At 54.0% G+C, this 26,516-nt stretch carries 23 protein-coding genes and 1 tRNA gene; 10 read left to right on the top strand and 14 right to left on the bottom strand.

Going from position 1 to position 26,516, the window contains the following annotated elements:
* The first annotated feature begins 12 nt into the window (after positions 1-12).
* The 3 genes from trpS to J0L72_03190 are packed head-to-tail and all read left to right on the top strand — an operon-like array spanning position 13 to position 2,719.
* A complete protein-coding gene (trpS, locus tag J0L72_03200; protein MBN8689781.1) occupies positions 13-1,011 on the top strand; it encodes a tryptophan--tRNA ligase in 999 nt (332 codons plus the stop codon).
* A 22-nt stretch (positions 1,012-1,033) separates the two neighbouring features.
* On the top strand, positions 1,034-1,393 hold the full coding sequence (locus J0L72_03195) for a sulfite exporter TauE/SafE family protein (protein ID MBN8689780.1): 360 nt from the start codon (positions 1,034-1,036) through the stop codon (positions 1,391-1,393).
* A 60-nt stretch (positions 1,394-1,453) separates the two neighbouring features.
* The gene (locus J0L72_03190; GenBank protein MBN8689779.1) at positions 1,454-2,719 is read left to right on the top strand and encodes a type II/IV secretion system protein; all 1,266 of its coding nucleotides are present in this window, start codon (positions 1,454-1,456) and stop codon (positions 2,717-2,719) included.
* Here the strand turns inward: J0L72_03190 and J0L72_03185 are convergent.
* On the bottom strand, positions 2,716-3,873 hold the full coding sequence (locus J0L72_03185) for a PLP-dependent transferase (protein MBN8689778.1): 1,158 nt from the start codon (positions 3,871-3,873) through the stop codon (positions 2,716-2,718). The genes J0L72_03190 and J0L72_03185 overlap by 4 nt on opposite strands.
* 34 nt (positions 3,874-3,907) lie before the next feature.
* Here J0L72_03185 and J0L72_03180 point away from each other — a divergent pair, with 34 nt between their 5' ends.
* Positions 3,908-4,984, top strand: coding sequence for a Nif3-like dinuclear metal center hexameric protein (locus J0L72_03180; protein ID MBN8689777.1), 1,077 nt, complete (start codon positions 3,908-3,910; stop codon positions 4,982-4,984).
* Here J0L72_03180 and J0L72_03175 read toward each other — a convergent pair.
* A tRNA-Glu gene (locus tag J0L72_03175) sits at positions 4,979-5,054 on the bottom strand. The genes J0L72_03180 and J0L72_03175 overlap by 6 nt on opposite strands.
* A gap of 123 nt (positions 5,055-5,177) precedes the next feature.
* Positions 5,178-6,437, bottom strand: a complete 1,260-nt coding sequence (locus tag J0L72_03170; protein ID MBN8689776.1) for a C40 family peptidase — start codon at positions 6,435-6,437, stop codon at positions 5,178-5,180.
* A gap of 167 nt (positions 6,438-6,604) precedes the next feature.
* On the opposite strand from J0L72_03170, the gene J0L72_03165 reads away from it, so the two are divergent.
* The 3 genes from J0L72_03165 to J0L72_03155 all read left to right on the top strand — a co-directional run bounded on the left by J0L72_03165 (position 6,605) and on the right by J0L72_03155 (position 10,465).
* Positions 6,605-7,465 (top strand): glycosyltransferase family 2 protein, encoded by an 861-nt coding sequence (locus J0L72_03165; protein ID MBN8689775.1) that lies wholly within the window; start codon positions 6,605-6,607, stop codon positions 7,463-7,465.
* Positions 7,446-8,339: a glycosyltransferase family 2 protein gene (locus J0L72_03160; protein ID MBN8689774.1), complete on the top strand. Its 894-nt coding sequence runs from the start codon at positions 7,446-7,448 to the stop codon at positions 8,337-8,339. The genes J0L72_03165 and J0L72_03160 overlap by 20 nt, the downstream gene beginning before the upstream one ends.
* Before the next feature lie 107 nt (positions 8,340-8,446).
* Entirely contained in the window at positions 8,447-10,465 is a 2,019-nt protein-coding gene (locus J0L72_03155; GenBank protein ID MBN8689773.1) for an O-antigen ligase family protein, read from the top strand.
* Here the strand turns inward: J0L72_03155 and mrdA are convergent.
* From mrdA to J0L72_03125, 6 genes are read right to left on the bottom strand one after another with little or no spacing between them, the layout of a single operon-like run.
* The gene (mrdA, locus tag J0L72_03150) at positions 10,384-12,219 is read right to left on the bottom strand and encodes a penicillin-binding protein 2 (GenBank protein ID MBN8689772.1); all 1,836 of its coding nucleotides are present in this window, start codon (positions 12,217-12,219) and stop codon (positions 10,384-10,386) included. The genes J0L72_03155 and mrdA overlap by 82 nt on opposite strands.
* Positions 12,220-12,222: 3 nt before the next feature.
* Positions 12,223-14,418 carry a transglycosylase domain-containing protein gene (locus J0L72_03145; protein MBN8689771.1) on the bottom strand — a complete coding sequence of 732 codons (2,196 nt, stop codon included), beginning with the start codon at positions 14,416-14,418 and terminating at the stop codon, positions 12,223-12,225.
* 55 nt (positions 14,419-14,473) lie between these two features.
* Entirely contained in the window at positions 14,474-15,481 is a 1,008-nt protein-coding gene (locus J0L72_03140; protein MBN8689770.1) for a hypothetical protein, read from the bottom strand.
* A complete protein-coding gene (locus J0L72_03135; GenBank protein ID MBN8689769.1) occupies positions 15,451-15,903 on the bottom strand; it encodes a hypothetical protein in 453 nt (150 codons plus the stop codon). Before J0L72_03135 ends, J0L72_03140 begins: the two co-directional genes overlap by 31 nt.
* Before the next feature lie 5 nt (positions 15,904-15,908).
* Positions 15,909-16,517 (bottom strand): sigma-70 family RNA polymerase sigma factor, encoded by a 609-nt coding sequence (locus J0L72_03130; GenBank protein MBN8689768.1) that lies wholly within the window; start codon positions 16,515-16,517, stop codon positions 15,909-15,911.
* Between the two features lie 34 nt (positions 16,518-16,551).
* Positions 16,552-17,574 carry a DUF1385 domain-containing protein gene (locus J0L72_03125; protein MBN8689767.1) on the bottom strand — a complete coding sequence of 341 codons (1,023 nt, stop codon included), beginning with the start codon at positions 17,572-17,574 and terminating at the stop codon, positions 16,552-16,554.
* A 434-nt stretch (positions 17,575-18,008) separates the two neighbouring features.
* Between J0L72_03125 and lysA the strand changes: the two genes are divergently transcribed.
* A complete protein-coding gene (gene lysA, locus J0L72_03120) occupies positions 18,009-19,283 on the top strand; it encodes a diaminopimelate decarboxylase (GenBank protein MBN8689766.1) in 1,275 nt (424 codons plus the stop codon).
* Here lysA and J0L72_03115 read toward each other — a convergent pair.
* On the bottom strand, positions 19,276-19,725 hold the full coding sequence (locus tag J0L72_03115) for a DUF1003 domain-containing protein (GenBank protein MBN8689765.1): 450 nt from the start codon (positions 19,723-19,725) through the stop codon (positions 19,276-19,278). The genes lysA and J0L72_03115 overlap by 8 nt on opposite strands.
* Positions 19,726-19,803: 78 nt before the next feature.
* Here J0L72_03115 and guaB point away from each other — a divergent pair, with 78 nt between their 5' ends.
* Positions 19,804-21,276 (top strand): IMP dehydrogenase, encoded by a 1,473-nt coding sequence (guaB, locus tag J0L72_03110; GenBank protein ID MBN8689764.1) that lies wholly within the window; start codon positions 19,804-19,806, stop codon positions 21,274-21,276.
* On the opposite strand, the gene murB is transcribed toward guaB, so the two are convergent.
* From murB to J0L72_03090, 4 genes are read right to left on the bottom strand one after another with little or no spacing between them, the layout of a single operon-like run.
* The gene (murB, locus tag J0L72_03105) at positions 21,273-22,214 is read right to left on the bottom strand and encodes a UDP-N-acetylmuramate dehydrogenase (protein ID MBN8689763.1); all 942 of its coding nucleotides are present in this window, start codon (positions 22,212-22,214) and stop codon (positions 21,273-21,275) included. The genes guaB and murB overlap by 4 nt on opposite strands.
* The gene (locus tag J0L72_03100; GenBank protein ID MBN8689762.1) at positions 22,211-22,759 is read right to left on the bottom strand and encodes a hypothetical protein; all 549 of its coding nucleotides are present in this window, start codon (positions 22,757-22,759) and stop codon (positions 22,211-22,213) included. The genes murB and J0L72_03100 overlap by 4 nt, the downstream gene beginning before the upstream one ends.
* Positions 22,756-23,799 carry a hypothetical protein gene (locus J0L72_03095; GenBank protein MBN8689761.1) on the bottom strand — a complete coding sequence of 348 codons (1,044 nt, stop codon included), beginning with the start codon at positions 23,797-23,799 and terminating at the stop codon, positions 22,756-22,758. The genes J0L72_03100 and J0L72_03095 overlap by 4 nt, the downstream gene beginning before the upstream one ends.
* 9 nt (positions 23,800-23,808) lie before the next feature.
* Positions 23,809-25,530 (bottom strand): GAF domain-containing protein, encoded by a 1,722-nt coding sequence (locus J0L72_03090; GenBank protein ID MBN8689760.1) that lies wholly within the window; start codon positions 25,528-25,530, stop codon positions 23,809-23,811.
* Between the two features lie 35 nt (positions 25,531-25,565).
* On the opposite strand from J0L72_03090, the gene J0L72_03085 reads away from it, so the two are divergent.
* Positions 25,566-26,510, top strand: coding sequence for an SIS domain-containing protein (locus tag J0L72_03085; protein MBN8689759.1), 945 nt, complete (start codon positions 25,566-25,568; stop codon positions 26,508-26,510).
* Positions 26,511-26,516: the final 6 nt, after the last annotated feature.

The following is a 26,516-nucleotide window of genomic DNA, read 5'->3' as shown; positions in this document are numbered from 1 at the left end:
GAACTTCATTTTATGGAATCAAGAAAACGCATTTTGAGCGGCATGAGGCCGACTTCTGACCGACTTCACATTGGTAACTACGAAGGCGCACTTCGCAAGTGGGTCGAACTGCAAAGCGAGTACGAGATGTTCTGCATGGTTGCCGACCTTCACGTGCTGACAACCGCAGCAGACGACCCTTCCCCGCAGAATATCGAGCGCGCCAGCCTTGAAGTAGCGAAGGACTTTGTTGCGGCAGGGCTTGATCCGTCGAAGTGCGCGATCTTCGTGCAGAGCCAAGTGCCAGAGCACGCCGAATTAGCGCTACTCTTCGGGATGGTCGTTGGAGTTGGCAAGCTCCAATCGGTACCTACGTTCAAAGAGAAGGCCGCCGAAGTTCAAGGAGACCGAATCGTATCATATGGTCTGCTTGGCTATCCTGTCTTGCAAGCGAGCGATATTCTGCTCTACAAGCCGTACGGTGTGCCGGTCGGCAAAGACCAAGCGCCCCACCTCGAAGTCAGCCGTGAGATCGGCAGGTCGTTCAATGCACTTTTTGGCGAGGTCTTCCCAGAATTCGTCAACATCATCGATCCAGACGAATCGCGCAGCAAGCTTCCAGGTCTCGACATGCGCAAGATGTCCAAGTCCTACGGGAACTGTATCTGGCTCAACGACACTGAGGAAGGCACCGCAGAAAAGATCAAGAGCGCATTCACCACTCCGACAAAGATGCGCAAAACCGATCCTGGCATTCCCGAAGGATGCGCCGTTTGCCAGTACCTGAAGCTCTATTCTCCAAACTGGGAACAGCAGTGGGATGAAGACCGCAAAGGCGAGCGCGGCTGCATGCAGAACAAGACAGAACTGATCGCGGTCATGAACGAGTACCTGAGGCCTATTCGTGAGCGCAGGGCACAGCTCGACGACGCCACAATCTCCAAGATATTGGCAGAAGGAAAAGAGAAGGCTCGCGAAGTTGCAAGCCAGACTCTCACCGAGGCGAAGCGCGCCATGCGGCTATTGATCTAGAAACTCGGTAACCTAGGGCGATATGGAAATCGCTCTGTGCCTTTTGATTGGGCTTGCCGCAGGTGTCGGAAGTGGATTGTTTGGAATCGGTGGCGGCATCGTCATCGTCCCGCTTCTGATCTTGGCGTTCCAAATGCAGCAGCAAAAGGCGCAAGGCACTTCCCTATTGGTGCTCCTCGCTCCGGTCGGACTGCTCGCCGTAAAGAACTACTACGACAATCAGATGATCGACTGGGCCAAGGGCGGATGGATCGCGCTCGGGTTGTTCGCGGGCGCCTACATCGGCTCTAAGATCGCTGTGGGAGTAGACCCGGCGATCATGCGCAAGATCTTCGCTGGCTTCCTGGTTTGCGTAGCCTGCTATCTCTTTCTCAAAAAATAATCACGAACACAATTCCTTCGGATTTCCGTCCCTAAACGCAACCCATCAAGTTAAACGACCATGTCTTACAACGATAATTACAACTACGGCGCGGCTAAGCGATTCCGCCTGATCCTGAGGGAAGGCTCGACCAGCCGGGATATGGGCGGCGATGAAATGTCAGTCGCCGTAGGAATTGTTGACAACATTTTTGTCCAGGCTCTTGAATCTGGAACGAGCGATATCCACCTCCAGCCAGAGCGCGAGCAGCTCAAAATTCGGTTCCGCCAAGACGGTGTTCTCGTGGATGGCGGTCAGCTCCCACCGGAAACCGCGAGTAACGTGATTGCGCGTCTAAAGCTGTGCGCTGGCATGAGAATCGACGAACAGCGCGAAACCCAAGACGGCCGTATTGACATGGAATTCAATGGTCGTCGTCTGGCGGCACGTGCTTCTTGCGTCCCCTGTCTTTCCGGCGAAAAGATGGTGATGCGACTTCTGGACCCAGGTGCGATGAAAGTCGACATGAACAAGCTGGGTATGCCTGAAGAAGTGATCAAGAACTGGAAGCGCGCGATCAGTTCGCCCTACGGGATGGTCTTGGTCACAGGTCCGACGGGTAGCGGTAAGACCTCCACGCTGTATGCTTCCCTGCTGACCCTCGACAGCAAGACTCGAAACATCGTGACCGTCGAAGATCCAATCGAATACGAATTCGACAAGAACGTCGCACAAGTCCAAGTCACCGAGAAAATGACATTCCCCCGCGTCATGCGGTCGTTCTTGCGGCAGGACCCGGACGTGATGATGGTGGGTGAAATGCGTGACCCAGAATCGCTCGCTATCGGGATTCAGGCCGCCCTAACTGGCCACTTGGTTCTGAGCACGCTTCACACCAACAATGCGCTCGAAACCGTCGGGCGAATGGTCGATATGGGCGCAGAGCCATATCTTATCGCCGGCGTTGCGGTGGCAATTCTCGCCCAGCGCCTCATCCGATTAAATTGTCCCAAGTGCATCGAGCCGTGCCGGCCCGAAAAAGAGGAGATTGAGATGCTGCGCTTGACCCCCGAGGAGCTGGAACGAGGCAAATTCATGAAGGGTCGAGGATGTCCTGAATGCCGTGGTACCGGACTCAAGGGCCGCGTCGGTATTTTCGAACTCGTCGCGGGCACCCATGACTTGAAGCAAGCGATTGCCAAAGGCGCGGACTATGACTCCTTGGCCGAGGCTTCGCGCAAGCAAGGGTTCCGAACCATGCTCGATGACGGCAAGTTCAAAGTACTCAACGGCTGGACAGTCCCAGATGAGGTGATCCGAGCGGTCTATACCCAAGCGATGGACTAAGCCAGATGGGCTTCAAAGCCCTGGGTAAGGTCCGCTTTGAGGTCGTCGACGTGTTCAAAACCGCAATATAGCCGCACGACCCATCGAGGCTCGCTCCAGTTCATCGGATGCGCGGGGATGATCACAGCTAGGCTCTCAAAGCCACCCCAACTCACACCGATTTGGAAGAGGTTCAAGGACTCCACAAAGGCCTTAACCTTTTCCATTTCTTGAACCTTTGGCGCGAAACTCAGCAACGAAGTCGCCCCGCTCATTTGCTTCTTGAAGAGGTCATTCTGTGGATGATCCGGATCGCCCGCGAAGAAAATCTCATCCACTTCAGACCGCGATTTGAGATATTCGAAAATCTCGAAGGCCGTTCTTTGTGAGTGCTCCATCCGCATTGGCAGCGTGCGCAAGCCCCGCATCAGTAGCCAAGCTGGGAATGGCGGCAATAGCGCACCCAACCACTGCCCTTCTTCGGCCATCATCGCGTCCAAATGCTCGCGCGAACCGCACAAGGCTCCCGCCACAACGTCGCTATGCCCACCGATATATTTCGTGGCGCTATGAACGATGAGGTCGATCCCAAATGTCGCTGGCTGTGAGAAGAGCGGCGAAGCATATGAGTTGTCTACCATCGTCCGAATCCCTTTGGACTTGGCGAATCTCGCCACTGCCTCCAAATCTTGGAATCTGAACAGGATGCTACTCGGCGATTCAAGATAGATCAGCTTCGTTTCAGCCGTACATGCCGCCTCAATTTCGGCGGGATCATTGCCGGTCACGAGGGTGTGCGTGACTCCAAACCTTGGCAACCACTTCAAAATGAATTCTTTGGTTGGGCCGTACATCGTGTCCACCGCAACGATATGGTCACCTGCCTTTACACTGCACAAAATTCCGGCAGTGATTGCCGCCATTCCACTTGTGAAGATCTTGCAAGTCTCGGTCTTCTCGAGCATGGCGAGTTTCTTTTCAACCACGCTGAGGTTAGGATTGCCTACTCGGCTATAGATAAATCGTTCGTTGTCCGCCGAGTGATCGAACATCGTTCCCCAGAAGCTGTCGAAGTCTGGATAGACGAAAAGCGACGTCTGTACGATGGGCGGAACGACCGGGCCCGTGCCAGATTTCTCTTCTCCTAAGTGTTGCAGTTCTGTCTCGCGGTTCATGGTGCTTCTGAATTATGAAAGGTAACCTAAATTCATGCCAACCGTTTCCGATGTCCTCAATGCGATCGAGCAAATTGCACCGTCAAGACTTGCGTTCTCGTTTGACAAAATCGGATTGCAAGTCGGATCTCCGTCGGACGAAGTCGCCGAAGGCTATGTCTGCCTCGATGTGACCCCGGAAGTTATTGATCGGTGCAGGCCCGGGTCCGTAGTCGTTGCCCACCACCCGATCATCTGGGACCCGATCAAGAATCTTTGCGACAAGCGACTCCTGAACCTCGCGAGGTCGGGCGCGAGCTTCATCGCTTGCCATACGAATTGGGATGTCGCGCAAGGTGGCGTCAACGACACTCTGGCCAACCTTCTCGGTCTAGAAAATGTTTCGCCGTTCGGTGTGACACCAGAATCCAAATTGGTGAAGCTGGTGACCTTCGTCCCGAAGCCGAGCCTCGATGTTGTCATCGATGCCATCAGTGCGGCGGGCGGCGGGTCGCTGGGCGAGTATGAACGGTGCGCATACTATGCTGAAGGGGTAGGCACCTTCGAGCCGAGTCTGTCCGCCAATCCTGCAATCGGTCAGCCCGGCGAGCGGGAGCATGTCAACGAGTTTCGAATGGAAATGCTGGTGCCAAATGCAGCGGTTCGGACCGTGGAGGCCGCACTACGAGCGGCGCATCCCTATGAAGAGCCTGCATATGAATTTATCCCTCTCACTAATCGCGCGGAGCTCGCCATAGGCCGGATCGGAGAGCTACAAAATCCAATTTCCCTCACAGAGTTTGCCGACAACATGCATCGTATTCTCGGAACCGCGCCACAAGTGATGGGTGATCCGGACCAATTGGTCCAGAAGGTCGCGGTGATCGGAGGGGCGGCTGGGGACGAATGGCAATCCGCAAAGCAGGCAGGAGCGGACGTCTATATAACCGGAGAAGCAAAGCACTCGACTCTGGTGGATGCTGGATTTGCCAAATTCCCAATGATTCTGGGAGGACATTTTGCCACCGAGGCACCTGCGATGAATATCCTTCGCGCAAGGCTAGCCGAGGAAATGTCTGAGATCGAATGGCACGTCGTGCACCCAATTCAGTTTGGTGGAAAAACTTGGTAGCCCGGACGGGACTTGAACCCGCGATCTCCGCTGTGAAAGAGCGGCGTCCTAACCGCTAGACCACCGGGCCAACCGAAGCTCTATTATGACAAAGTTATGAGCAAATTTCTTGGGGGTAGCGGCATCAATTCGCACAAAAAAGCTCTTGGCCGGAATTCCCGATCAAGAGCTTTGGAGTTTTTGAGCTGACGAATCAGTCTTGAGTGATGTCCGTTCCGACCTGAGTTGGAACGGGTTCCGGTTCTGGATCCACATCAAATGGAGGTTCTTCAACTGGAGTTTGCGAAGCAATCTTGTCCCAGTTCGTTTGATCGACGGTGCTGCTGAACTTATCGCTGATGCGACGTGCGCCAGCATAGCGTTGAGCGTAATATCCCGACAGATCGTTGACTCGGATTCTGCCTCCGCCCGAGCTAGCATGGATGAACCGATTGTTGCCGATGTACATGCCGACGTGGCTGATTCGCGAACCGCGAGTGCGGAAGAACAACAGGTCTCCTGACCGAAGTTCTGACCTAGAAATCGAACGTCCCACTCCCCACATTTGAGCAGCCGTTCGTGGAAGGTTGATGCCGTGCTGGCGATAAACCCAACCCACAAATCCTGAGCAATCAAATCCGCTTCGGCTGGTTCCGCCATAAACATAGCGAATACCAAGGCAGGTGTATGCCGTATTGATCAAAGCGTTTCCGCTTGCGGTCGGCGTGCTCTTGCTTGCGACAGCTGGCTTTGTTGCAGGCTTGGTGGCGGCTGGCGCAGGCTTGGCGAGTGCAGTAACCTGCTTGTCTGTGTTCTTGAGCATGTCTGCCCGGACCCAACCGGACTTACCACCCGAGAACACGAGCTTGTACCATTCGTTCTTTCGATCGACGACACGAGCGACAGTGCCCTTATCCACAACAACAACCTTGCCGGAGTTGGTGCTTGCTTCTGTGCGAACAATCACCGACGCCTTAGCAATCTCGGCATTAACCGTGGTTACTTCTGGATACTTGGATGTAGTTGCCTTGGTCGGCGCCGACTTCACGACTTCAACCGGTTTGGATGCCGTTCGAGTTGGAGTTGCGGCCGCAGCATGCACCTTGACCTTCGCTCCTGCTTTCAGCGGCGAAAAACTGACTGATGGGTTGAGTGCTTTTAGTGCCTCAACGGTCATGCCGTACTTTCGTGCAATGCTCCAATCCGATTCTCCTGCGACAACGGTGTGAACCGCTGTTGGTTTGGAAGCGACTGCAGAACGGCTGGACTTCGAACCTGTTTCTCGGCTGGCAGTTGATCCCGACTTTGGAACTGTCAACTTTTGGCCGATTTGGATTCGATTCCAATTTACGTTTGGATTACTCTTATGCAATTCTGCAACCGAGATCCCATATTTTCGGGCGATCGTATGATCGTTGTCTCCCTTTTGAACGACGTGCGTTCGGTTCGCGAAGGACACGCTTACTAGTAGCAAGCAGGCCCATAAGGCGATGGTCTTCAAATTTCGACTAACCTCCTTTGGTGCCTGGAATCCTAGTGCCGTGAGAAACCACGACGATCCCTGACTGGGAACTAAGATACCCGGCGGCCCCTTTCCAAGTCAAGTTGACGAGGGCGGGTACCCTGTGATTTCGACTTCAAATGCTCTCGATTTTGATCGTAAACTGGAACACAAAGGACTGCCTTAGGGCATGCCTGGCCAGCCTGCGCGCCCACCCTTCTCAGGGCGAAACCGAGGTCATTGTCGTCGACAACCATAGTACGGACGGATCGGCGGACATGGTTGCCGCAGAATTTCCCGAAGTGATTTTGATTCGCTCGAATTCGAACCTCGGCTATGCCGCTGGAAATAACTTGGCTATTGCTTCAGCAAAGGGGGACTTTCTTCTCACATTGAACCCAGACACAGAAGTTCTCCCAAACACCCTCGATGCCACGCTGGCTGAGTTTTCCAGGCCCGAAGTTGGCGTAGTGGCCTGCAAACTCGTTGGGCCAGATGGCCAAGCGCAGGCAAGTGTTCGCGGATTCCCGACCTTGGCTGGCATCCTAGGAGACGTTATCGGCGCATCGAAATGGTGGCCAAATTCTGCACTCGGCAGCTACCGGCTAAGGAACTTTGACTATGCTCGAAGCCAGATTGCGCCACAACCGATGGGAACTTACTTGCTTTTCAAGCGGTCTGCTTTGGAGCAGGTTTCTGAAATGCCGAAAGCGTTCGACGAGCAATTTCCTATCTTCTTTAATGAAGTTGATCTGCTCTATCGGCTCAAACTCGCCGGGCAAAATTGCTGGTACACCGCTGAGACGAAAGTAAGGCACCTTGGCGGAATGAGCACGAAGCAAGTGCGCAAATCGATGATTTGGGAATCGCATCAATCACTTGTGCGCTATCTTGCAAAGCACCGGATTGGAAGTTCAATATTTCGCGCGTTAGTTTGTCAATTGATTCTTATCGGCGCGTGGGTTAGGGCAAAGGGGAAATATGAAGGATTTAGAGCTTAGTATTCTCATTTGCAGCTGGAACACTCTGACGGACTTACGCGCCTGTTTACAATCGTTGCTACCAGAAGTCGAGGGCAAGTCGATTGAAGTTATCGTCGTCGACAACAACAGCGAAGATGGTAGTCAAGATATGGTCGCCAATGAGTTTCCGTGGGTCGCACTTTATCCTCAATACCGGAATCTTGGTTTCACAGGTGGAAACAACTTTGGCCTCGGCGTTCGTAAGGGGCGGCACGCTCTTCTTTTGAACTCAGATACGATCGCCCATGAAGGGAGTATTCAAGCTTTGCTCGATTTCTTGAACTCTAACCCTAAGTACGGGATTATTGGCCCAAAGCTACTCAATACCGATGGTTCTTTGCAATTTTCTTGCCGAAAGTTCCCTAACCCAATTGCGGCGCTCTTTAGGAATACGCCGCTTGGAAAGCTCTTTCCAAAGAACAAGTTTACGCAGGAATACCTCATGTCCGATTGGGACCATTCGAGTCCCCGACCCGTCGATTGGGTCAGTGGCGCCGCACTTCTGATAAGCGAGGATTGTCTCTCATTCGTTCGAGGACTCGATCCAGACTTCTTCATGTTTTGCGAAGACGTTGACGTGTGCTACCGCGCTCATCAGGCCGGTTTTGATGTAATGTACTTTCCTGGCGCGGTGATTACACATAAGATCGGCGCAAGTACAAGTAAATCGCCGAATCGTATGATTTGGCGATTCCACCGCTCGATGCACCTTTTCTTCAAGAAACATCAACTTAGCCAATATTGGTGGCCAATTCGACCATTTGTCTATTGGGCAGCGGGTGGTGCGCTCTTCTTACGCGCTTCGCTATTCTTAGTAAAGAATCAGGTCGACAGAATACGGAGGTCGCGATGATGAAGTCTGAAAAAGTACCGCAGTTCTTATACTTTTTCGCTTTGTTCTTGGCACCTATCATTGGGGGTCAATTAAACATCGGTCCAAGGCCACTTTCTGGCCCCTGGTTGACCGAGTTGATTACTCCAAACCTTCCAATTACGGCACATGCCATCGTTGGCATGATCTTCATCGTTTCACTTTGTTATGTCTTCTTTGTTCGCAAAGTTGTACAAGTTTTGCCCTTTAGCTTCTTGTGCTCGTTTGGATTTTTCTTTGCGATTCTTATACTCTCTGTTGCGTTCTCGTCCTTTAAGTCCTTGAGCCTTGCGACTTGCCTCGAATGGCTCAGTTATGGAGTCGCAATGCTTGCCAGCGTCGCGCTGTTGGGCCGAAACTTGGGTCCAAAGATTGCACTCAGCGTGATCGGAGCCTCGTGCACATTAGTCGCGATCTACGGCATTTTGGAATATGGGCAAATGCGAGCGATCGACCCAACATGGCGCATCTTCTCATTCTGGGTGCAGTCCAACGCTCTTGGGGGAATGCTCGCGCTGGGATTCTTCAGCCTTCTGGTGATCGCGCTGATCTGCTCTGATCGATTGCAAGCACTCCTAGCCTATTCCGGCGTGGTTTTGATCGGGCTGGCCCTCCTTTTGACGCAGTCCCGAGGAACCTGGCTGTCTGTGATAGTCGGGCTTGTTACGCTGGCAATCCTCCTCGCGAGTTTCAAGCAGTCGAAGAAGCTCACAGGACTCCTCGTTCCAATCGGAATTTTGGCGGTGATGTTTGTCGGACTACAAGCGAGTACAAAGCCCGCAGGCGGAGCCGCAAGCCCTGCGAAAGCCGCGCTCAGCCGAACCGGAGACGCCACGACTTCGCACAGCGAGCAGTTTCGCAAGCTATTGTGGAAGGGCACGTTCGAACTCATCAAAGAGAACCCAATCGGATACGGCCTCGGCACTTTTCGCTACGAAGGGACTCGCAGTGGGTTGACCGCACCGACTCATTTTGCGCACCAAGGCTACTTACAGATCGGTTTTGAGGCGGGCGTGGCGGGCTTGCTTGCGTTCCTGATTTTTGGCGGTTTCTGGTTCAAAAAGGTTCTTTCTGGCGCAAGATCACTCAATGACAATCGTGCGATTCTTCTGGCCGGAGTTCTTTCCGCGGTAGTTGCTTGCGGTGTCGGAAACCTCTTTGATTCCCAATGGCAGCATTTCGGGATCGGGATCGTGTTCTTTGCGTTACTCGGAATCGGGTTGCAACTAGCAGTTGATGGTGGAACTCCAGAATTCATCCCCCAATCGACGCGGACGACGTTCGTCGCGATCTACAGTGCCATCCTGCTCATCCTTAACCAGCGGGCGATAGTTTCTGAAATGGCCAAATCAGACGCAACAACTGCCATCGCGCTTCAGCAAACCGAACGCGCCATCGAATGCGCGAACAGAGCGATTTCGATCAATCCCACCGATGGCGAAGCGTATGCCCTTCGTGCGCAAGTGGATCGCAATACGATGGAATCGGACCTAGCAAAGGCTTCGGAACTCAGCCCGAGTCCACGAAACTGGCGCGCGATGGCGAGGCTCGCTGCCCTGAAGCAGAACGACGAAGGGGTGAAGTACGCCCTGAGCCAAGCCGCAATTCGAGACCCCAACAATCTTCTCGCGCTCGGCTACGGCGTGTCATATTTCGCCACAGCTCATCCAGAACTGCAGTCGCCATCGCGTGAAAGCGATGAGTCGATCGCCGCGCTGGGCTATCTCAAGCAGATGTGGGCCGTACGAGAATCCCCCTACTTCACAGTTCGGGCGGTACCGGAACTCGTGCCCACAGAAATCGCGCTCGCTGAGCTCGAATATTGTCAAATGCCGGCTGTGAGCGCGGATCAGAGAGTCTCGATTCTCACTAACACGCTAGCGACATTGCGGCAATACTCCCAGATCACCAAGCCGCGAATCGAGCAACTTGGCCCTGGTCCTGATGGATTTGCTGGCGAGACGTTGGACGATTGCGCCGAGACGATGCAAAAAGGGCTCAAGACTATTGAGCTGTTGGCCGCTAGCTACCGTGCACTTGGCGAGCCTTCTAAGGCCGCCGAAGTCGAAGGCTTTGCTTCGGAATTCGCTCCGCCCAAAGGAATTTGATTCGGCTTTGGCGGGAACAGATAGGTTTCGATGACCTTGGCGGCGATTGGAACGGCAACTTCTCCGCCATGTCCGGCATTCTCCACGACAACGGCGATCGCGATCTTGGGATCATTGAGCGGTGCATATCCGACAAAAGCTGAGTCGGTTTTGCTACCACGACGGTTTTCGGCGGAACCGGTTTTGCCCGCCCATTCTAAGCCGTTGATTCGGCCCCGCTTTCCTGTTCCTGCGGACATAACCGAAGCCATCGCGCTTTGCAAAATGTCCCAGAAACTGTCGGGCGCATCGCTGTGGTGAATCTCGATCGGCTTCACCGATTCCTGTTGCCCGTTGGCATGGATGACCGTGCGAATGAAGGTCGGCTGATACATTTTGCCCCGATTCGCCACCAGCGAAACCATGTTTGCCAGCTCAAGCGGCGTAGCCGTGATCCCGCCCTGCCCAATCGCAAAGTTCGCGGTGTCGCCTGGATACCAGCCTCGGTCGTAGGCTCGCTTCATCCATTCGTCGGTCGGCACGTTTCCGCTCCGTTCGCCACGCAGATCAATGCCGCTCTTTGTCCCTAGGCCGCACATCTCGGCAGCTTTTCGGAGCGCGTCTGGCCCAGCTCGCAAGCCCAAATCTGCGAAGTAAGCGTTGCAAGAAGATTGGAATGCACGGTGAAAAGAAACACTGGAATGAAAACCGGTGCATCGTAGCATTCGCTTACCGATTTTCAAACCGTGCGCGCAATAGACCGTCCGATTCGGATCAAACTTCCCCGCGATGAGTGCCGCAATCGTCGTCACGATCTTGAACGTGGAGCCCGGCATGTATGGAGTTGCCACTGCGCGGTTCAGCAACGGCTTTCGCTCATCATCAATTAGAGCCTGATATTCGGGTTTGGAGAGTCCTCGCAGCCATTTCGTGATGTCGTATGTTGGTGCCGACACAAAGCAAAGAATGACGCCGGTCTTGGGTTCGATCGCGACCACAGCGCCGTTTCGATCTCCGAGGGCTTCGTAAGCGGCCTTCTGGACATCGTAGTCGAGTCCAAGGACCAACTTGTCTCCAGGCATGGCCGGCGTTTCTTCGGCGACCCGGGCGGGCTTGTTCTTGCCATCCATCACGACTTCTAGCCGTCCCTTGTCACCCGATAGATCCCGATCGTGCGAATACTCGAGCCCCATCTTGCCAACTAAATCTGGGACTTCCTTTTCCATCTTTTGGAATCGCTCAACGTCCTTCTTGTCCGGAGTGCGAACATATCCGAGGATGTGGCTAAACATCTTTGGTTCGCTATAGAAGCGGCTAGGTTGGGGCAAAACGTCCACTCCCATCAAGTCTTTTGCTTCGATGAGTTTTGTTGCCTGCGCGACCGTGATGTTGTTCACCGCCGGAACCGGAATCGACGGGCGCCAATACCCCTCGGAAAGGTTTTTGTTGATCTCGTCGACGGTCGCCCCGGTCAAAAAGGCTAGCTTTTCCAGCATTTCGGGATGCTTCTTCATCACCTGTGGAATCGCCGTAACGATGTATTCCGAACGGACCCCGGCCAATGTGCGGCCTTGGCGATCCACGATCAACCCCCTAGGTGCTTCGACTTCGACCATTGTAGATTTCAGTCGCTCCACTTTGGTTTGGAGTTCTTCGGCCTGAACCACTTGGAGCATCCAAAGCCGGAACAGGAAGAAGCTGAACGCGACAACAACCACCGCCGGGAAAATCAGCTGGCGTAGGTCGATCGAATTACCGCGTTCTTGATGAATCATGTCTTAGCCAGGGCCTTCTGGGAGCCCTTCTGGGCCGTCTGGCAGGCTCGGATCAGGACCGTTTGAAGGCGGCGGATCATTGCGCGGAGGAGGATCGTTCCGCTTCGGCGGCTCGGTAGCTGGTTGCTCATTCGGATCTCGATCGACACTCGGCACTGGATTTTCTTCTGGAGCCGCTGGTGTGTCTTCCTCTGGAGTTTCGTCAGTCGGTCGAGTTGGGCGTCGTTCCTTTAATCCTGGTCCATCTTCGTCGTTAATATCGATCTTCGCGCTGAAGTCTCCATCATCGAGTGTGTCCTTGACTGTCGGCTCGCCAAACTTCGATTGGGCACGGAGCATCACCTCGCGCCAAAGGCGAATCGGAACTTTGCCACCCATGACCCAGCTGGACATCGGCGTATAGGTCCACCGCTTTCGCTCTTCGTCGTATTGCTCATTGGCGACCCAAGCGACTGCGAGATAGTTATCGGTGTAACCGACGAACCATGCATCCTTGTTCTCGTTGGTGGTGCCAGTCTTGCCACGCGCTCGGCGCACGCCACTCGCAGAACTTCCCGTCCCTGAAGTCACAACTTCTCTCAAACATCGGTCGATGTCCTCGGTCGAACCCGTGCTCATGACGTTGCGAGTGATCACGGCTTCGTACTTTCGAACGAGTTTGCCGTCTGAAGTCAAAACTCGGCTGATGCCGAACGGCTTGACGCGGTCGCCGCGATGCTGGAACACCGTATATGCTTCTGCAAGTTCAATAGGGTGTACTTCAACGCCGCCCAAAACCATGGATGGGAACGCCTGAGTCACCGTCGACAATCCAAAAACGGGCCTGGCATAGCCGCGCACAAACACGCTGGGCCGGAGCATCATCATGGCGCGGACGGCTGGTGCGTTCATCGAAAACGCGATTGCGCTGTGGACGGTGGTGACTCCACCACGCCCTTCCACTTCCCAATTTTCGCCGCCGACATTCTCGCGGAATGTGTCTGCTCGAATCGGATCATACGGCGAAAGCAGTCCTTGCTCGAAGCAAGCGGAATAGACCAAAGGCTTGAACGAGGACCCCGGTTGACGCAGGCCCTGTGTGATCACATTGAACTGGTTTCGCTGATAATCTGCACCGCCAACCATCGCCAAGATTTCGCCTTGACGATTCATGATCATCATTGCTGCGGTTCGAACGCCGGAGCCACGGTAGTTCGCGACAAGGTTCTTCGCGCGATCTTCTGCGTACTCTTGCAGACTCAAATTGATCGTAGTTTCGATCGTGTAGCCACCGTCAGTGACTTCCGGGCCAATGTCCTTCCGAACCTGATCCAGAACGTAGCTCACAAAATATGGCGCCGCTTTGATGGTAGAACGCGTTCGCTCTTCCGCTTTCTTGAGGTGGACTTCTTCTGACTTTGCCTGAGCGTATTCTGCCCCGGTGATCATGCCCTCATCCTTCATGATTTGAAGAACATCGTTTCGGTTGGCTACCGCCGCCTTCAGATCATAGAATGGATTTTCATCGCTCGGGCGACGTACGCAACGGGCCAAAAGCGCCGCCTCGGCGATGGTCAGTTCGTCGAGGTCTTTGTCGAAATAGGTTTTGGCGGCGGCGGCAATTCCGTACGCACCCGATCCATAAAAAACTTGGTTCAGATACAGTTCTAGAATCTGCTTCTTGGTCAACGATCGTTCAATCTCAATCGCAAGAGCAGCGTCTTGAATTTTTCGATTGATGGTTTGCTCCGAATTCGTATAAATCCGTTTTGCAAGCTGCATGGTCAGCGTACTTGCGCCGCCCGCCATTCTCTTCTCGCGGACGTTTGTAACCAATTGCCGTGCGACTGCCCAATAATCCACGCCGTCATGGGTGTAAAACCGCTTATCTTCAGCTGCGAGCGTTGCCTTGATGACCGTTTGTGGCACGTCATCGATCTCAATCGGGATTCGGTATTCAGCAAGGCTCTCGTACAGTACTTTGCCGTCCGCGCTCATGATCCGAGTTGGTCCGGATTTGAGCGACTCCATGATGGTCGCGAGCTTCGGGATCTTTTCGGCAGCTTTGTTGAGCTCAAACGAGAACGCGAGCCCCACCAACATCACTGCGATGGCCAGCGGCATAAATACCACCGACAGCACAATCTTTGTCTTCCGCCAGGGGCTGGACTTACGGCGGGTGATCACCTTCCGCGGAGCTGGAGACGTTCGAGTAGCCACGTGTCAACTAGTATAACTCCACCAAAGGGCAAAGCCGTTCCTATTACTAGGACCTTTAGTTCACGCGACTTAACAAATCAGCCAATTGATTCTGCGGCAGTGGCCCCACGAGGATAAATCGCAGGCCATTTGAAACGCGCACAGCGGTGTTGATCTCGCGCGAACTGAGTTGCTCCAATCGCTGAGCATTCACTTTATCTCGAAGCACAAAAAGCGTCAATCGGCTACCCGTTCGGCTCACGTAAGATTGAGCCAGAGCTTTGCCATCTCCGTTCAGATCGATCATCCGTACGTTTTCAAGTTGGTAATCGCCAGTTCGTAGCCTGACAGCTCGTAAACCGTTCTTCGATGCCAGCTTATCGAGCACTTCGTCCATGGTCACGATCTTCGCGCCCTTGCGATTGATTTCAAAATCTCCAGGTTTGAAGTTCGGATTCAGGTTGACTTCGGTGTACTCCATGCTGCCGATGACTCGGCCAGCTGGGTCGAGCAGTTCTCTTTTGAGCACCATCGCATTCTGCGGCGAAACCCAAAGTCGCCCGACAACGTTGCCGCGCGGATCGCTGAAAATCAGCAGCCGAGTAGGAATTCGGGCGATTTCTCCACCATCTGCTTCTTTCACGGCGGGTCCCTTTTCCCCTCGGCGATTGCGCACCAAGTCGGTCAATCGCAACATCGGGTCTTCCAGTCTTGCCGGTCGAACTTGAATCTCGTTGGTTTCAGGGAAGTAATGAAATCTCTTACCGTCGCGGAACAACACGACTTGCCCGCGCTGAGCACCGGTGTTGCCGAACTCGATCCGCATTTGATTGCTATCCTTCCAGACGCGCTCGGTTGAGAGGCTCGACTCGGGGCCGATGCGAACAAGAACTCGGCGAGTTCCGGTGAAGCGCAATCTCTGTTGTTCGCGCATCGCGCGAGCAAGGAGTGGCGGCAATTCGGCCATCTGCCCGCGACCATTAGGAGGCCCTTGATGCGAAGGCCCGCGCTGTGCTCCAGCACAGGCAACAAGCACGATCGTCGAAAGCGACGTCAGAAGGATCGCAGTTCGTCTTCGGTCCAATAGATCACCCCGTCATTCACGGGCTTCTGGGTTGGCTCCGCGCCATCGCCCGTCCCCGTGTCCGATGCAAAAATCATACTCTCATGCGCCGCCAGCAACAACTCCTCGTTCGCTGGCTTACTTGCAAAATTGGATGTCCCCGATACTGATTTCGGTTGCGTCACCAGCATCAAACCCGCCACCATTGCGGCTGTTGCAGGCACTGCAAAAACCAGCCAAGGGGTTCGGCGTCGCTTTACAGGCTTTGCCAAACTGTTCAGCTTTTCATTGAGCTGACTGCGCCATTGCAAACTTGGCACTTCATTTTCGATTTCCCGCACGACCGAAGAAACCGAAGTAGAGCCCAATGCCGCATCGAGCGCGGCCATTTCATCGGCGGTCAGCGCTTCGTCGTTCAACAGCTTCCTTTCAAGTTCATTCAATTCGATCACTTTCGATACTCCTCCAGTGCCTTTTGCACTGCAGCGCGGGCCAAAAACAGCCGACTCTTTACGGTTCCGATCGGAATATCCAAGACATTCGCGATCTCCTCATACTCTAATTCTTCCTTATCGTGGAGCAGAAGTACCGACCGGAGCTTTTCGCTCAACCCAGCAATCGCGTCTTCCACGACATCCATCAATTCTCGGTTCATCGCCAGCGACTCGGGGCTGTAGCGATTGTCCTGAGCGTCAATCAGTTCGCCAGATTCGTCGGTGTCTCGAACTTCGGCGATGCTTCTTCCCCGCTTCCTAGCGGCGTCGATGCATAGATTGTGTGCAATCCGAAACAGCCAGGTTCTCAGGCTAGACCGCCCATCAAACTTGGAAAGGTTCTGAAACGCACGGATGAAAACTTCTTGTGTCAAATCCTCTGCTTCGTCAGCACTGGATACCGTCCGACGGACAAATCCGTGGATTCGGGCTTGGTACGCATCCACCAATCGGCCAAACGCCTCGAGATTGTTCCGACGGCATTGCTCGATGAGCGCCTGTTCGGCATACGGCTCCAGGTTTTCGCGATTGGTCAAGCGTTGTGCTCCAACAAAGGCAGACATTCTAATCAGCTAAACGCATTTCATGCTGATTTGTTCAGTCACCTTTCTTTGTGTAGCTCGATTTAGGCAAAATTTCTAGGCCTGTTACGGCACCGGATTCTCGTTGTTCGGCATCCAACACGCCGTTGAGCGCAGCGATCGCGACTTCCACATGCTCTTCTGCTGGCTCCTTTGTCGTGATCAATTGGGTCCACATGCCAGGCTTAAAGGCAATGTTCACCCACTTTTCATCGCGCATCTTTCCAGCGAGTCGCAGTAGTTCATAGCTCACGCCCGCAATCAACGGCAACAAACAAAGCTCGATCACGATGCGAACCGGAACATCAATAAAGAAGTTTCCTTGGTGCCCAGTGATCGGATAGCGCGGCACTAATGGCATCAAAAGGAATCCGACCAGAAGCACGATGACCGCGAATGAGGTCCCACACCTCGGATGAATTCGCGTGATCTGGATGCAATTGTCGATCGACAATTCCTGGTCGCGCTCCATCGCATTGATTGCTTTGTGTTCGGCACCGTGGTATCGGAACACTTCCTTGATCTCTGGCATGAAGCTAATGCCGTAAATGTAAGCGAAGAAAATGATGACCTTGATCAGTTCGCTGACGTAGTTGATCAGAGTGCCGTTGGTGACCTTGGCCGCTCGCAACATCTCTGCAAGAGCGTTTGGCATCACGTTGAAAACCAGAATGCCGATCCCTAAGGACACGATCATCGTGCCAGCAATCACCAAATCTTGCACTGCCTTTGTTGGCAGCTTTTCTGCTTCCTTGTTCGATTCAGCTGTGCCGTGTTCGGGGTCAGTTTGAACCTGCGCGGCGAAGCGCATCGCCTTGATCCCCAGCGCCATCGAATCCAGAAGCGCAAAAGTTCCTCGCAAAAACGGCTTTTGAAGCCATTTTTGCCTTCCGATCCAAGTCTTTTCGATCGCTTCCGTGGTGCGGACGATCGTGCCATTTGGTGCACGGCACGCAATGCTAAAAAACTTTGGCGACCGCATCATCACTCCTTCGATGATTGCTTGCCCGCCGTACTGCAGATATTCGCCCTTTGGCACAAACGGCATTGTACCTAGGCCTTCGTTCCGGCTAACTTCGGTCCCATTTCAACCCGAACCTGGGACTTTGGGTCTAAATGGGAGATGTTTTTGCCAATAATTCCGTATTGTCTGAACAGCTCGAGCTTTGGCTCGTCTAATTGAATGACATTGGAGGATCAAATGTCCATTGATACTATGAGAAAGGGGTTGGAACTTACGGAAGAAGAAGCGTTTGCTTTGCTTGGCTTGTGTATTACAAGTCCAAACAAGCTCGATCCAACTTCAGAAAAAGCAATACATAAACTGGCAGAATTCTGCCGAACACGGATGGTAGCAGCGGAGGCAACTTCGCGCGCTGGCCAACCAGTTGCTCCGCTCGGTTAACGCTGGGTTCGAAGTAAACTTAGCGCGGTTTGGACTCTTCCGGTCCAGCCGCGTTTTTGTTTTGCTTCATGGAAAACTTGGCTCCCTCCGAAAAACTCATCCTTGACCATTCACAAGCTGCTGAACTAGCGGAGAGATTTGGCACTCCGCTCTACGTGATTGATGAGCAGTGCTTTCGGAATAGAATTCGGCACTATCTCGCAGCGTTTCGTGCAGCCGCCCCGTCGGTGACGCTGACTTTCGCTAGCAAAGCCAATTCCCTCATCCAAATCTTGAAGATCGCGCACGAGGAAGGGTGCCTGATCGACGTCGCAAGCGAGGGCGAACTTCGCGCTGCTCTCCACGCAGGCATCCCCGCCAGCGATTGTCATTTTCATGGAAATGCGAAGGGCCGCACAGAGCTTCAGTTCGCGATCAAATCCGGAATCGGACAGATCATGGTCGACAATTTCCAAGAGCTCAACTGGCACATCAAACATCAAACGCCTTCGGAACTGATGTTCAGGCTGGCACCTGGAGTCGATCCCAAAACTCACGAAGCGATCTCGACCGGACAGGCAGACACTAAGTTCGGTTTCAATATCGGCGACGGTTCCGCACTTAAAGCGGTGAAGATGGCGCTCGACGCGAAACTCAATGTTCACGGCTTTCACTGCCATGTCGGATCACAATTGCTCGATCCCGAAGCTCAACGCGTGGGCGCGATGCAGCTTGCGCAATTCGCGATAGACATCTACAACCAAACTCAATTCCTAACCAAGGAACTGAATTTTGGAGGTGGACTTGGCGTGGAGTATGTTCGTGGCGAGTCGCCAATTTCCATCGACGAATATTGCGAATCCGTCTGTAGACCAGTTCTCGATCTGCTAGCACCAACGCCAATCAAACCGGTCATCACGCAAGAACCGGGTCGGTCCCTGATCGGCGAGCAAGGCGTGACTCTCTATCAAGTCTTAGCAAAGAAAACCGTGCCGACCGTCAACGGCGAAAAGACCTATCTTTCGGTCGATGGCGGTCTGAGCGACAACCCCCGGGTCGTGTTGTACGGAGCCAAGTACACCGTCCTGAACGCCTCGCGAAGTTCTGACCAGATGTCCACTTTTACTGTGAGCGGCAAGCATTGCGAGACCGACACGCTTTTTGCAGACGTTCAATTGCCCGCCGATACCGAGCCTGGCGACTACATCCAAGTGCTCTGCACAGGCGCGTATAACACGATGATGTCGAGCAATTACAACAGGTTCTTGAGGCCGCCAACAGTGCTCATCACTTCAAGTGACGAACCCAAAATCATCCAGAGACGCGAATCGTTTGAAGACCTTTTCGCTCGCGAGCTCAACTAGGTTTTTGAGCTTCCAGCTTGGCTAGGACTTCTTGCATCATCGCGTCCTGCCGACGCAGGTGTTCCATGATCTGCCGAATCTCCTTCTCCGCCTTAACGTTGGTGGTGTAGTCGTTCTCGGCGACCATTCGATCTCGCTTTGCCTGCCGATTTTCGCTCATTAGAACAATCGGACCTGTGTAAGCGGCCTGAAAACTCAGAGCAAGATTGAGCAGGATGAACGGATAGGGGTCAAAAGCCTTTATCGCCGAAGGGTTGATCATCAAAAAGACATTGAAACTAATCCAAGCGAGCAGAATGCAACTCTGGATGATGATGAACGGCCAACTCCCAATAACGGCCGAGATCTTGTCAGCGACACGTTCGCCCCGAGTGAGCTTTGACGCCATCTGCTCGTTGATGTTGGTAATCGAGGGGAACGAGTGCCCTGCAGGTGAATCCATATTCTGATTGACGAGAACAGCGCACAAAATGAGCCTGCCCCCGATGCGATCCTTTGCTCCAAAAGCTCATAATCAAACATGGATTTCAAAGAAGGACTTAGCTTCGACGACGTACTCCTCATTCCCAACCGGACCGAAGTCCTTCCCAGCGAGGTTGATACTTCAACCCAATTTTTGCCCGGTATCACCCTGCGCGCTCCAATCGTCAGCGCGCCAATGGATACAGTGACCGAAAGCCGGCTGGCAATCGCCATTGCCCGAGAAGGCGGCGTCGGCGTAATCCATCGCAATATGTCCATCGACCGTCAGGCCGAAGAAGTGGATCGGGTCAAGCGGTCGGAACACGGCGTTATTACGAACCCGATCAAGCTCTCGCCCGAAAAGACGATTTCTGAAGCGATTGCACTTATGGATCGCTACCACATCAGCGGCGTGCCGATTGTCAACAACGCCAATCGATTGGTCGGCATCCTCACTAATCGCGATATCCGATTTGAAACCGATTTCAGCAAGCCGATTCGCGAGCGAATGACCAAGAAGAAGCTGATCACCACCCACGTTGGCACTTCCTTGGAGCAAGCTGAGGCGATCCTCGCCGAACACCGAATCGAAAAGCTGCCAATCGTTGATGATCACGGCCATCTGATGGGCCTGATCACGATCAAAGACATCCTCAAGGTCAAGCGGCATCCGATGGCTACAAAGGATGAAAAGGGGCGGTTGATCGTCGGTGCGGCGATCGGCGCACTTCGCGATCCGTATGAGCGCGCCAAGGCGCTGTTGGAAGCAGGGGTCGATTTCATCGTGATTGACGCCGCACACGGCCATTCAGCAGGCGTGATGAATTGCCTCAAAATGCTCAAAGACAAGCTTCCTGAGCTCAAGGTGATCGCCGGTTCGGTGGCGACGGCTCAAGGCGTCAAGGACCTAGCCAAGCTCGGCGCAGATGGACTTCGGGTTGGCATCGGCGCAGGTTCGATCTGCACGACTCGTGTCGTCGCTGGCATCGGAGTTCCCCAATTCACGGCTGTTCAGGATTGTGCGAAGGCCGCGAAGGATTTGGGAATTCCAACCATCGCAGACGGAGGTGTTCGATTCAGTGGCGATCTGGTTAAATCGTTGGCCGCCGGCGGAACGAGCGTTATGATGGGCAACATGTTTGCCGGATGCGATGAATCGCCCGGCGACATCGAAATTTATCGAAACCGCGCCTACAAAGTTTATCGTGGAATGGGTTCGATTTCGGCGATGAAAGAGGGGTCTTCAGACCGCTACTTCCAGATCAAGGATAATCCTGCCGCGCTTGTGCCAGAAGGTATCGAAGGCCGAGTTCCGTACAAGGGCCCTCTGAGCGAAACGGTGGCTCAGATGATGGGTGGCTTGCGATCGGGAATGGGGTATTGCGGTGCAAATAGCCTTAAAGAGCTTCAGGATTCCGCGACATTTATCCGAATCACCAACGCCGGCCTGCTCGAAAGCCATCCGCACGATGTGGTCATCACAAAGGAACCACCAAACTACAGCAGTCCTTGGGCAAAAGTAGGCGACTAAGAACTCAAATGGGGCCATCGCCCCACATAGAGAACTTCTTCTTCGAGGGTCACGCCGAACTTCTCGAAAACAGCGGACTTTGCCTTCTGAGCCAGTTCGTAAATTGCTGTTGACGTTGCGCCGCCTGTGTTCAACATGAAGTTTGCATGCTTCTTGCTGAACATACATCGTTCGTGCCGGTAACCCTTCATGCCGACCGCTTCGATCAGGAAACCGGACGGAATCACGCCCGCCGTTCGCATGCCCTCGGTCAAGCCTTCAATGCTTTGGGCAAGTTCAAAATTGACAACATTTTTGAAAAATGAACCTGCACTCGCGGGAGGCGGCTGCTTCCCAATTCGCTGGCGTTGATAATTCCGCGCCTCGTTGTAGATAGCGGCCTTCTCCCGCCGAGGAAGTTTCATGCGCACTTTGAGAACGACTGCCTTCAAGCTGAGGTCTTGCCGCAATTTGGAATCTCGATAAGAAAATCCCATCCAATCGGGGGATACCCATCGCTGGCCAGATTCATCGAGGATTTCTAGCTCGGTCAAGAACTCGCTGACATTGCTTCGGTACGCTCCAGCATTGCTCACCAACGCGCCCCCGACCGAGCCAGGGATGCCTACTGCGAATTCCAGTCCGCCTAGACCGCGTTGTGCAGTGGCCAAAAACAGGTCTTGAAAATCGACCCCTGTGGAACACTCAACTTCTCCACTCTCCCCAAACTTCATCGTCTGAACGCTGTTCAAGATCACGAGTCCGGGCACGCCCTCATCTGCGGGGAGCATGTTGCTCCCGCGTCCCATCACGCGCATCGGCTGGTCAGAAGCAAGCCCCTCATTGACCGCTTCGATCAGATCTGGCATCGTGTGCACGCGCACAAATCGATCGGCATTGCCACCCGTGCGGAGAGTGCAGAACGGTGCGAGACAAACGGATTCACGTACGGGACTCACGGCTTGAGACCCCCGCTCACCTTTTTGGGTCGGCTGATACTCGGGAGCAAAACGTATTCTGGTACGAGGTCAACAGCGGTCGCCCACTTGATTCGGTCGAAAACCTGGGTCAGGTTCGCCGCTTTTGGAAAGGTGCCACCATCAGGGTCGAGGCTGGTGTACCCGCAACCTTCGAGTGAGTCTGATTCCACGATGTCGCCCGATGATGTGCGGACGAGCCAACGATCTTTCTTGAACGGAACGCTAGCAACACCGTCAGCCGCCATCAGATCAAAACTCAGGATTCCGCCGATTTTTGCGCCGGTTGTCCAGGCCCAAGTTTTCGCCATCATCACTCCGACTCGGGTGCCGCTGAAAGATCCGGGCCCGATGTCCGCCACAAAAGTTTCTACACGATCCAAATCAACTTCAAGCTGTTCAAGCAACTTGATCAACTGGCCGCTAGCATTTCGTGGGGCGTATACACTTGCTTCGGACACCAAGCCCTCGCCATTGAAAACTGCGGCGCTGACCAATGGGCTCGAAGTGCTGACGCAACAGATCATTTCGGTTCGGGTTCAAACCCGGTGGCGTTGATGAAGGTCAGCAACTCCTTCTTAACCGCCTTGAATTTTGATTTGTCGCCGTAGGTTCCGGACAAAATGTAGTAGTTGGCCGCTCCATCCGCTGCGCCGTAGAACTGCATGATCGCGTTTCCACTAACCGCACCTGTTCGGAAGATCGCAATTGTTTGGATTCCAATCGCGTTCGCCTTTGGTCCGATGTTCTCGCGCATCTCCACTTGAGAAAGTTTGTCGAGGTCAGAATCCACCATCTTCATCAGCGCGACTCCGGGGATTGGGCTGTCGAGCGAGCTGAAAACTTCTAGCTTGAATTCGAATCCCATTTTTTGGTGCTTGACGGTAAACGGTCCAGTACCAGCAACATCCCAGCCCTTTGGCAGTCGAAGTACGCCGGGCCGATTGGCCGCAGAAAACGGAACCTTGACCGGGCCAAGCGCATTGGTTTTTGGTCCGGTCGGCGCCAAGCTCACGGCTTGAGTGACAACGGGTCGATCAGCTGGTTTGATCGGGGCGTTGGTAATCCCATCCTCTGGAGTGGGCAAAACGCCGTCGACGGGTCGCATCGTGGCTAGAACTCCACGCCAGGCCGCTTCTGAATCGCTGAACGCGGGTCGAGGCGATTGAAGCCGGAAATGAAACTTGTTCGCCGTGTTGCTGAAGAGAATTCCGATCAACAAGCCTTGATCGCCCAACTTCCGGTCCGAATACAGCACAGAAGTCATCAATAGCGGCACGCCCAAGATTTCTTCATCCCATTGGCGATCGACGGTCCGCTTCATATCTTCGTTGACTTGCTTTTGAAGCCCTTGCCATTCATCTCCTGTCTTTTGGAAGTTGGTTTCAAAGACGTCTACGTAAGCTCCGCTCGGCATGGTGAACCGCTGCTTCACTTTGTCCTTCGATATCTTCCAGTTCGTCGGAACTTCCATCGAGACGCCGTGCGGCTGGCTGATATAGGTCTTGGTGTCAGCGACCACCGGCGCAGGACTCATCGCCAACAAAGAAATCAAAGTGCTGATCATAGCTCTGGATTACGGACGATTGGCAACGGGCACCAGCATCACGAACTTGGCACCCTTGCCCTCGACTCCGCGTTCTACTACGGTACCTCCATGCGCCTCTGCGATGCCCTTGACGATCGAAAGGCCGAGTCCCATTCCCTTAACACGACTGCTGAAAAACGGCTGAAAAATTACATCTTTTTGCGACTCCGGCACTCCGGGGCCGGTGTCCTCAACCTCGATCACCGCGTATTGGACGTGGGGGACCATCCGGGATATTTGTATGTCGTCCTTCGTCGCGAGCCTCGTTCGCACCGTCAGATTTCCCGACGAAATGTAGCTCAATGCATTTTCCACGAGTTCGCTGACCGATCTTCGGAACTTTCGAACGTCAAGTTCGACTTCTGGAATGTCTTCGCTGAGCTCCATCTGCAGCTCCACTTCCGACCGCTTCGGAAAGACTTCCGTCACGCTTTCTTTGACCACAAAGTTCAAATCTGCTCGGACGAGTGAGACTTGCGACGCAGACACGTAGTCACGAAACTCCTGTAGCAGCTCATCGATTCGAAGAACCTGAATCTCCAGATTGCGATGAATTTCTGCAATAGAATGAAGGTCCGGCGAACTCTCTTTCAGCAGAAAGCCAAGTTCATTGACTTCTCCCTTGAGCGCAAACATCCGGTTGCCGATCATGTGGCTGCTCTTAGCGCTCATCTCACCCCAAGCCGCCATGCGCTCCACCTTGATCGTGCGGCGAATCGAACCAATCCGGTCGAGCCCTGCAGCGGTTTGGTCCGATATTGATTCCAACAAACGCAGATCATCGTCGGTGAACCGCATGTCCACCAAGGGGTTGTCATTCTTGCCGCGCAACAGACGGAGCGCGCCGATTGGAATCCCGCGCAACATGATCGGTACGGCCAGATAGCTCGCTACTTGATCGCTCGGAATCTCGGTGAACTTCCCCACCCACCGTGGATCAGACTGCGGCTTGTTGAGAAGCAAACTCTCTCCGGTTTGGCAGACCCATCCGGTTAGCCCTTCTCCAGCGCGATAGCTCGCCTCTCCGACTTTCGCGCGAAGCGACCCAGTCGCTCCCTTCAAAATGTATTCGTCTCGATCTCGGTCGAGTAGAAAAACGGTGAATGAGTGGAAGTTGAGCACTTCCTCAGCGACATCCAAAATCTGAGAAATAAGGCTCTCTTCGGTATCGGCTCGGTCCAGTGCGTTACCAATCTGCATGAGCGCCTGTTCCCTTCGCTCCCGCTCTTCCCTATCGAAGATCACCGACGCGAGATGCGCCACACCTTCTGCCATCTTTTGATGGAGCGCGGTGTAGTGATTCTTGCGATCACTCTCGACATTGAGAACAGCGACAATCCGGCCGTGTCGATCCTTGACGGGGACGGCGACTTCACTCTGCGAATTCGAGAAGAGCTCTCGGTAACGCGGGTCTTTGTCCACATCACCAAGCCGCACCGATTCGCCCAGCATCGCGACCGCGCCCACGATTCCTAAGCTGTTGGTCTCACTGGGCTGGAACCGCAGCGCGTTCAAGTTGTCGGACCAATCGCTTCCACAACCATGCCGCAGTTCGACCCAACCTTCATCTTCATCGACAACCGCTAGAAGCGCATTTCGACTATCGGTGAGCTTCATCGCCGCGTTGACAAGCAGTTCCAGGGCGATGGTTTGAGTCTTTGCCTGCGCCGCCGTCTGGGCCAAACTGGCAAATACGTCGGCAGGGATCATGGCAACAGCATACCGCTTGCCGCTAAAATGAACCTATGCAACTTGGCAACCTGATGGAATCTGAGATCTTGTCGCAACCTGATTTGCTCGCGTCGCGATCTTCCGGTTACCTTGACCAGCTTTCATCGATGGTTGGCGGACAAAAGTACGAGATGGTGCTGATTGCCGCGCGGGGTTCTAGCGACAACGCCGCACTCTATGCCCGGTACCTGATCGAGATTCACCTTCGAATTCCAGTCGTGCTTGCCGCACCATCCACACTGACGCGCTACAAGAGTGACATCAAGTATCCGAAATGTCTGGCGATCGGTATTTCTCAATCCGGGGCTGCACCAGATGTGGCCGAGGTTCTCGCCAGGATGAAGGCGCAGGGGCATTCGACTTTAGCCATCACGAACACCGCCGGATCAAGGATGCACGAAGAAGCGGAGCACTGCCTTCTCCTTGAAGCCGGAACAGAGCAAGCCGTTGCCGCGACCAAAACGTATTCTTCTTCCCTTCTGGCGATGTACCAGCTTGTACGCGCTCTGGGGGCAGACCTTCCTGCGCCGAACCTTCCCTCAAGCAGTTGGGCGAACTTGACTCGCGAGGCTGCCCAAGAAGCGCTCGGACCGGTGCTCCGATCCACGATCCTATTCTCTCTGGCCCGCGGATACAACTTCAGCACTGCGCAAGAAACCGCCCTGAAACTCATGGAGTGTGCGCTGTTGCCTTGCAAGAGTTATTCGACGGCGGACTTCCAGCACGGGCCCAAAGCTCTTGCGGGTCACGGCACTTGCGCTTTGGTCTTTGGTCCCCGGCCAGAGGACATCGAAGCACAAGGGTGCTTGGTGGTCAGCGCTCCGGAGTATTCGGATGCCGCAGATTCCCCAATTGCCGAAATCTTCTTTGGGCAATGGATCGCGTTACTCGCGGCTCGCGCTCGAGGACTAAACCCTGACGATCCAAGGTTCCTCAGTAAAGTCACGATGACCCTGTAAAAAAAG

The organism is Armatimonadota bacterium, from assembly GCA_017303935.1.
Classification (GTDB): Bacteria; Armatimonadota; Fimbriimonadia; order Fimbriimonadales; family Fimbriimonadaceae; genus JAFLBD01.
Note: the sequence above shows the minus strand (reverse complement) of the source record. Positions and strands in the feature narration are given on the sequence as shown.

Bases quoted from the DNA above. Each gene is read 5' to 3' on its own strand.
- J0L72_03195 (MBN8689780.1), top strand. From the start codon at position 1,034: ATGGAAATCGCTCTGTGCCTTTTGATTGGGCTTGCCGCAGGTGTCGGA.
- J0L72_03130 (MBN8689768.1), bottom strand. From the start codon at position 16,517: ATGTCTGCCTTTGTTGGAGCACAACGCTTGACCAATCGCGAAAACCTG.
- J0L72_03095 (MBN8689761.1), bottom strand. From the start codon at position 23,799: ATGATCAGCACTTTGATTTCTTTGTTGGCGATGAGTCCTGCGCCGGTG.
- J0L72_03160 (MBN8689774.1), top strand. From the start codon at position 7,446: ATGAAGGATTTAGAGCTTAGTATTCTCATTTGCAGCTGGAACACTCTG.
- trpS (MBN8689781.1), top strand. From the start codon at position 13: ATGGAATCAAGAAAACGCATTTTGAGCGGCATGAGGCCGACTTCTGAC.
- J0L72_03090 (MBN8689760.1), bottom strand. From the start codon at position 25,530: ATGATCCCTGCCGACGTATTTGCCAGTTTGGCCCAGACGGCGGCGCAG.
- J0L72_03100 (MBN8689762.1), bottom strand. From the start codon at position 22,759: ATGATCTGTTGCGTCAGCACTTCGAGCCCATTGGTCAGCGCCGCAGTT.
- J0L72_03190 (MBN8689779.1), top strand. From the start codon at position 1,454: ATGTCTTACAACGATAATTACAACTACGGCGCGGCTAAGCGATTCCGC.
- mrdA (MBN8689772.1), bottom strand. From the start codon at position 12,219: ATGATTCATCAAGAACGCGGTAATTCGATCGACCTACGCCAGCTGATT.
- J0L72_03115 (MBN8689765.1), bottom strand. From the start codon at position 19,725: ATGGATTCACCTGCAGGGCACTCGTTCCCCTCGATTACCAACATCAAC.
- J0L72_03085 (MBN8689759.1), top strand. From the start codon at position 25,566: ATGCAACTTGGCAACCTGATGGAATCTGAGATCTTGTCGCAACCTGAT.
- J0L72_03165 (MBN8689775.1), top strand. From the start codon at position 6,605: ATGCTCTCGATTTTGATCGTAAACTGGAACACAAAGGACTGCCTTAGG.
- guaB (MBN8689764.1), top strand. From the start codon at position 19,804: ATGGATTTCAAAGAAGGACTTAGCTTCGACGACGTACTCCTCATTCCC.
- J0L72_03180 (MBN8689777.1), top strand. From the start codon at position 3,908: ATGCCAACCGTTTCCGATGTCCTCAATGCGATCGAGCAAATTGCACCG.
- lysA (MBN8689766.1), top strand. From the start codon at position 18,009: ATGGAAAACTTGGCTCCCTCCGAAAAACTCATCCTTGACCATTCACAA.
- J0L72_03185 (MBN8689778.1), bottom strand. From the start codon at position 3,873: ATGAACCGCGAGACAGAACTGCAACACTTAGGAGAAGAGAAATCTGGC.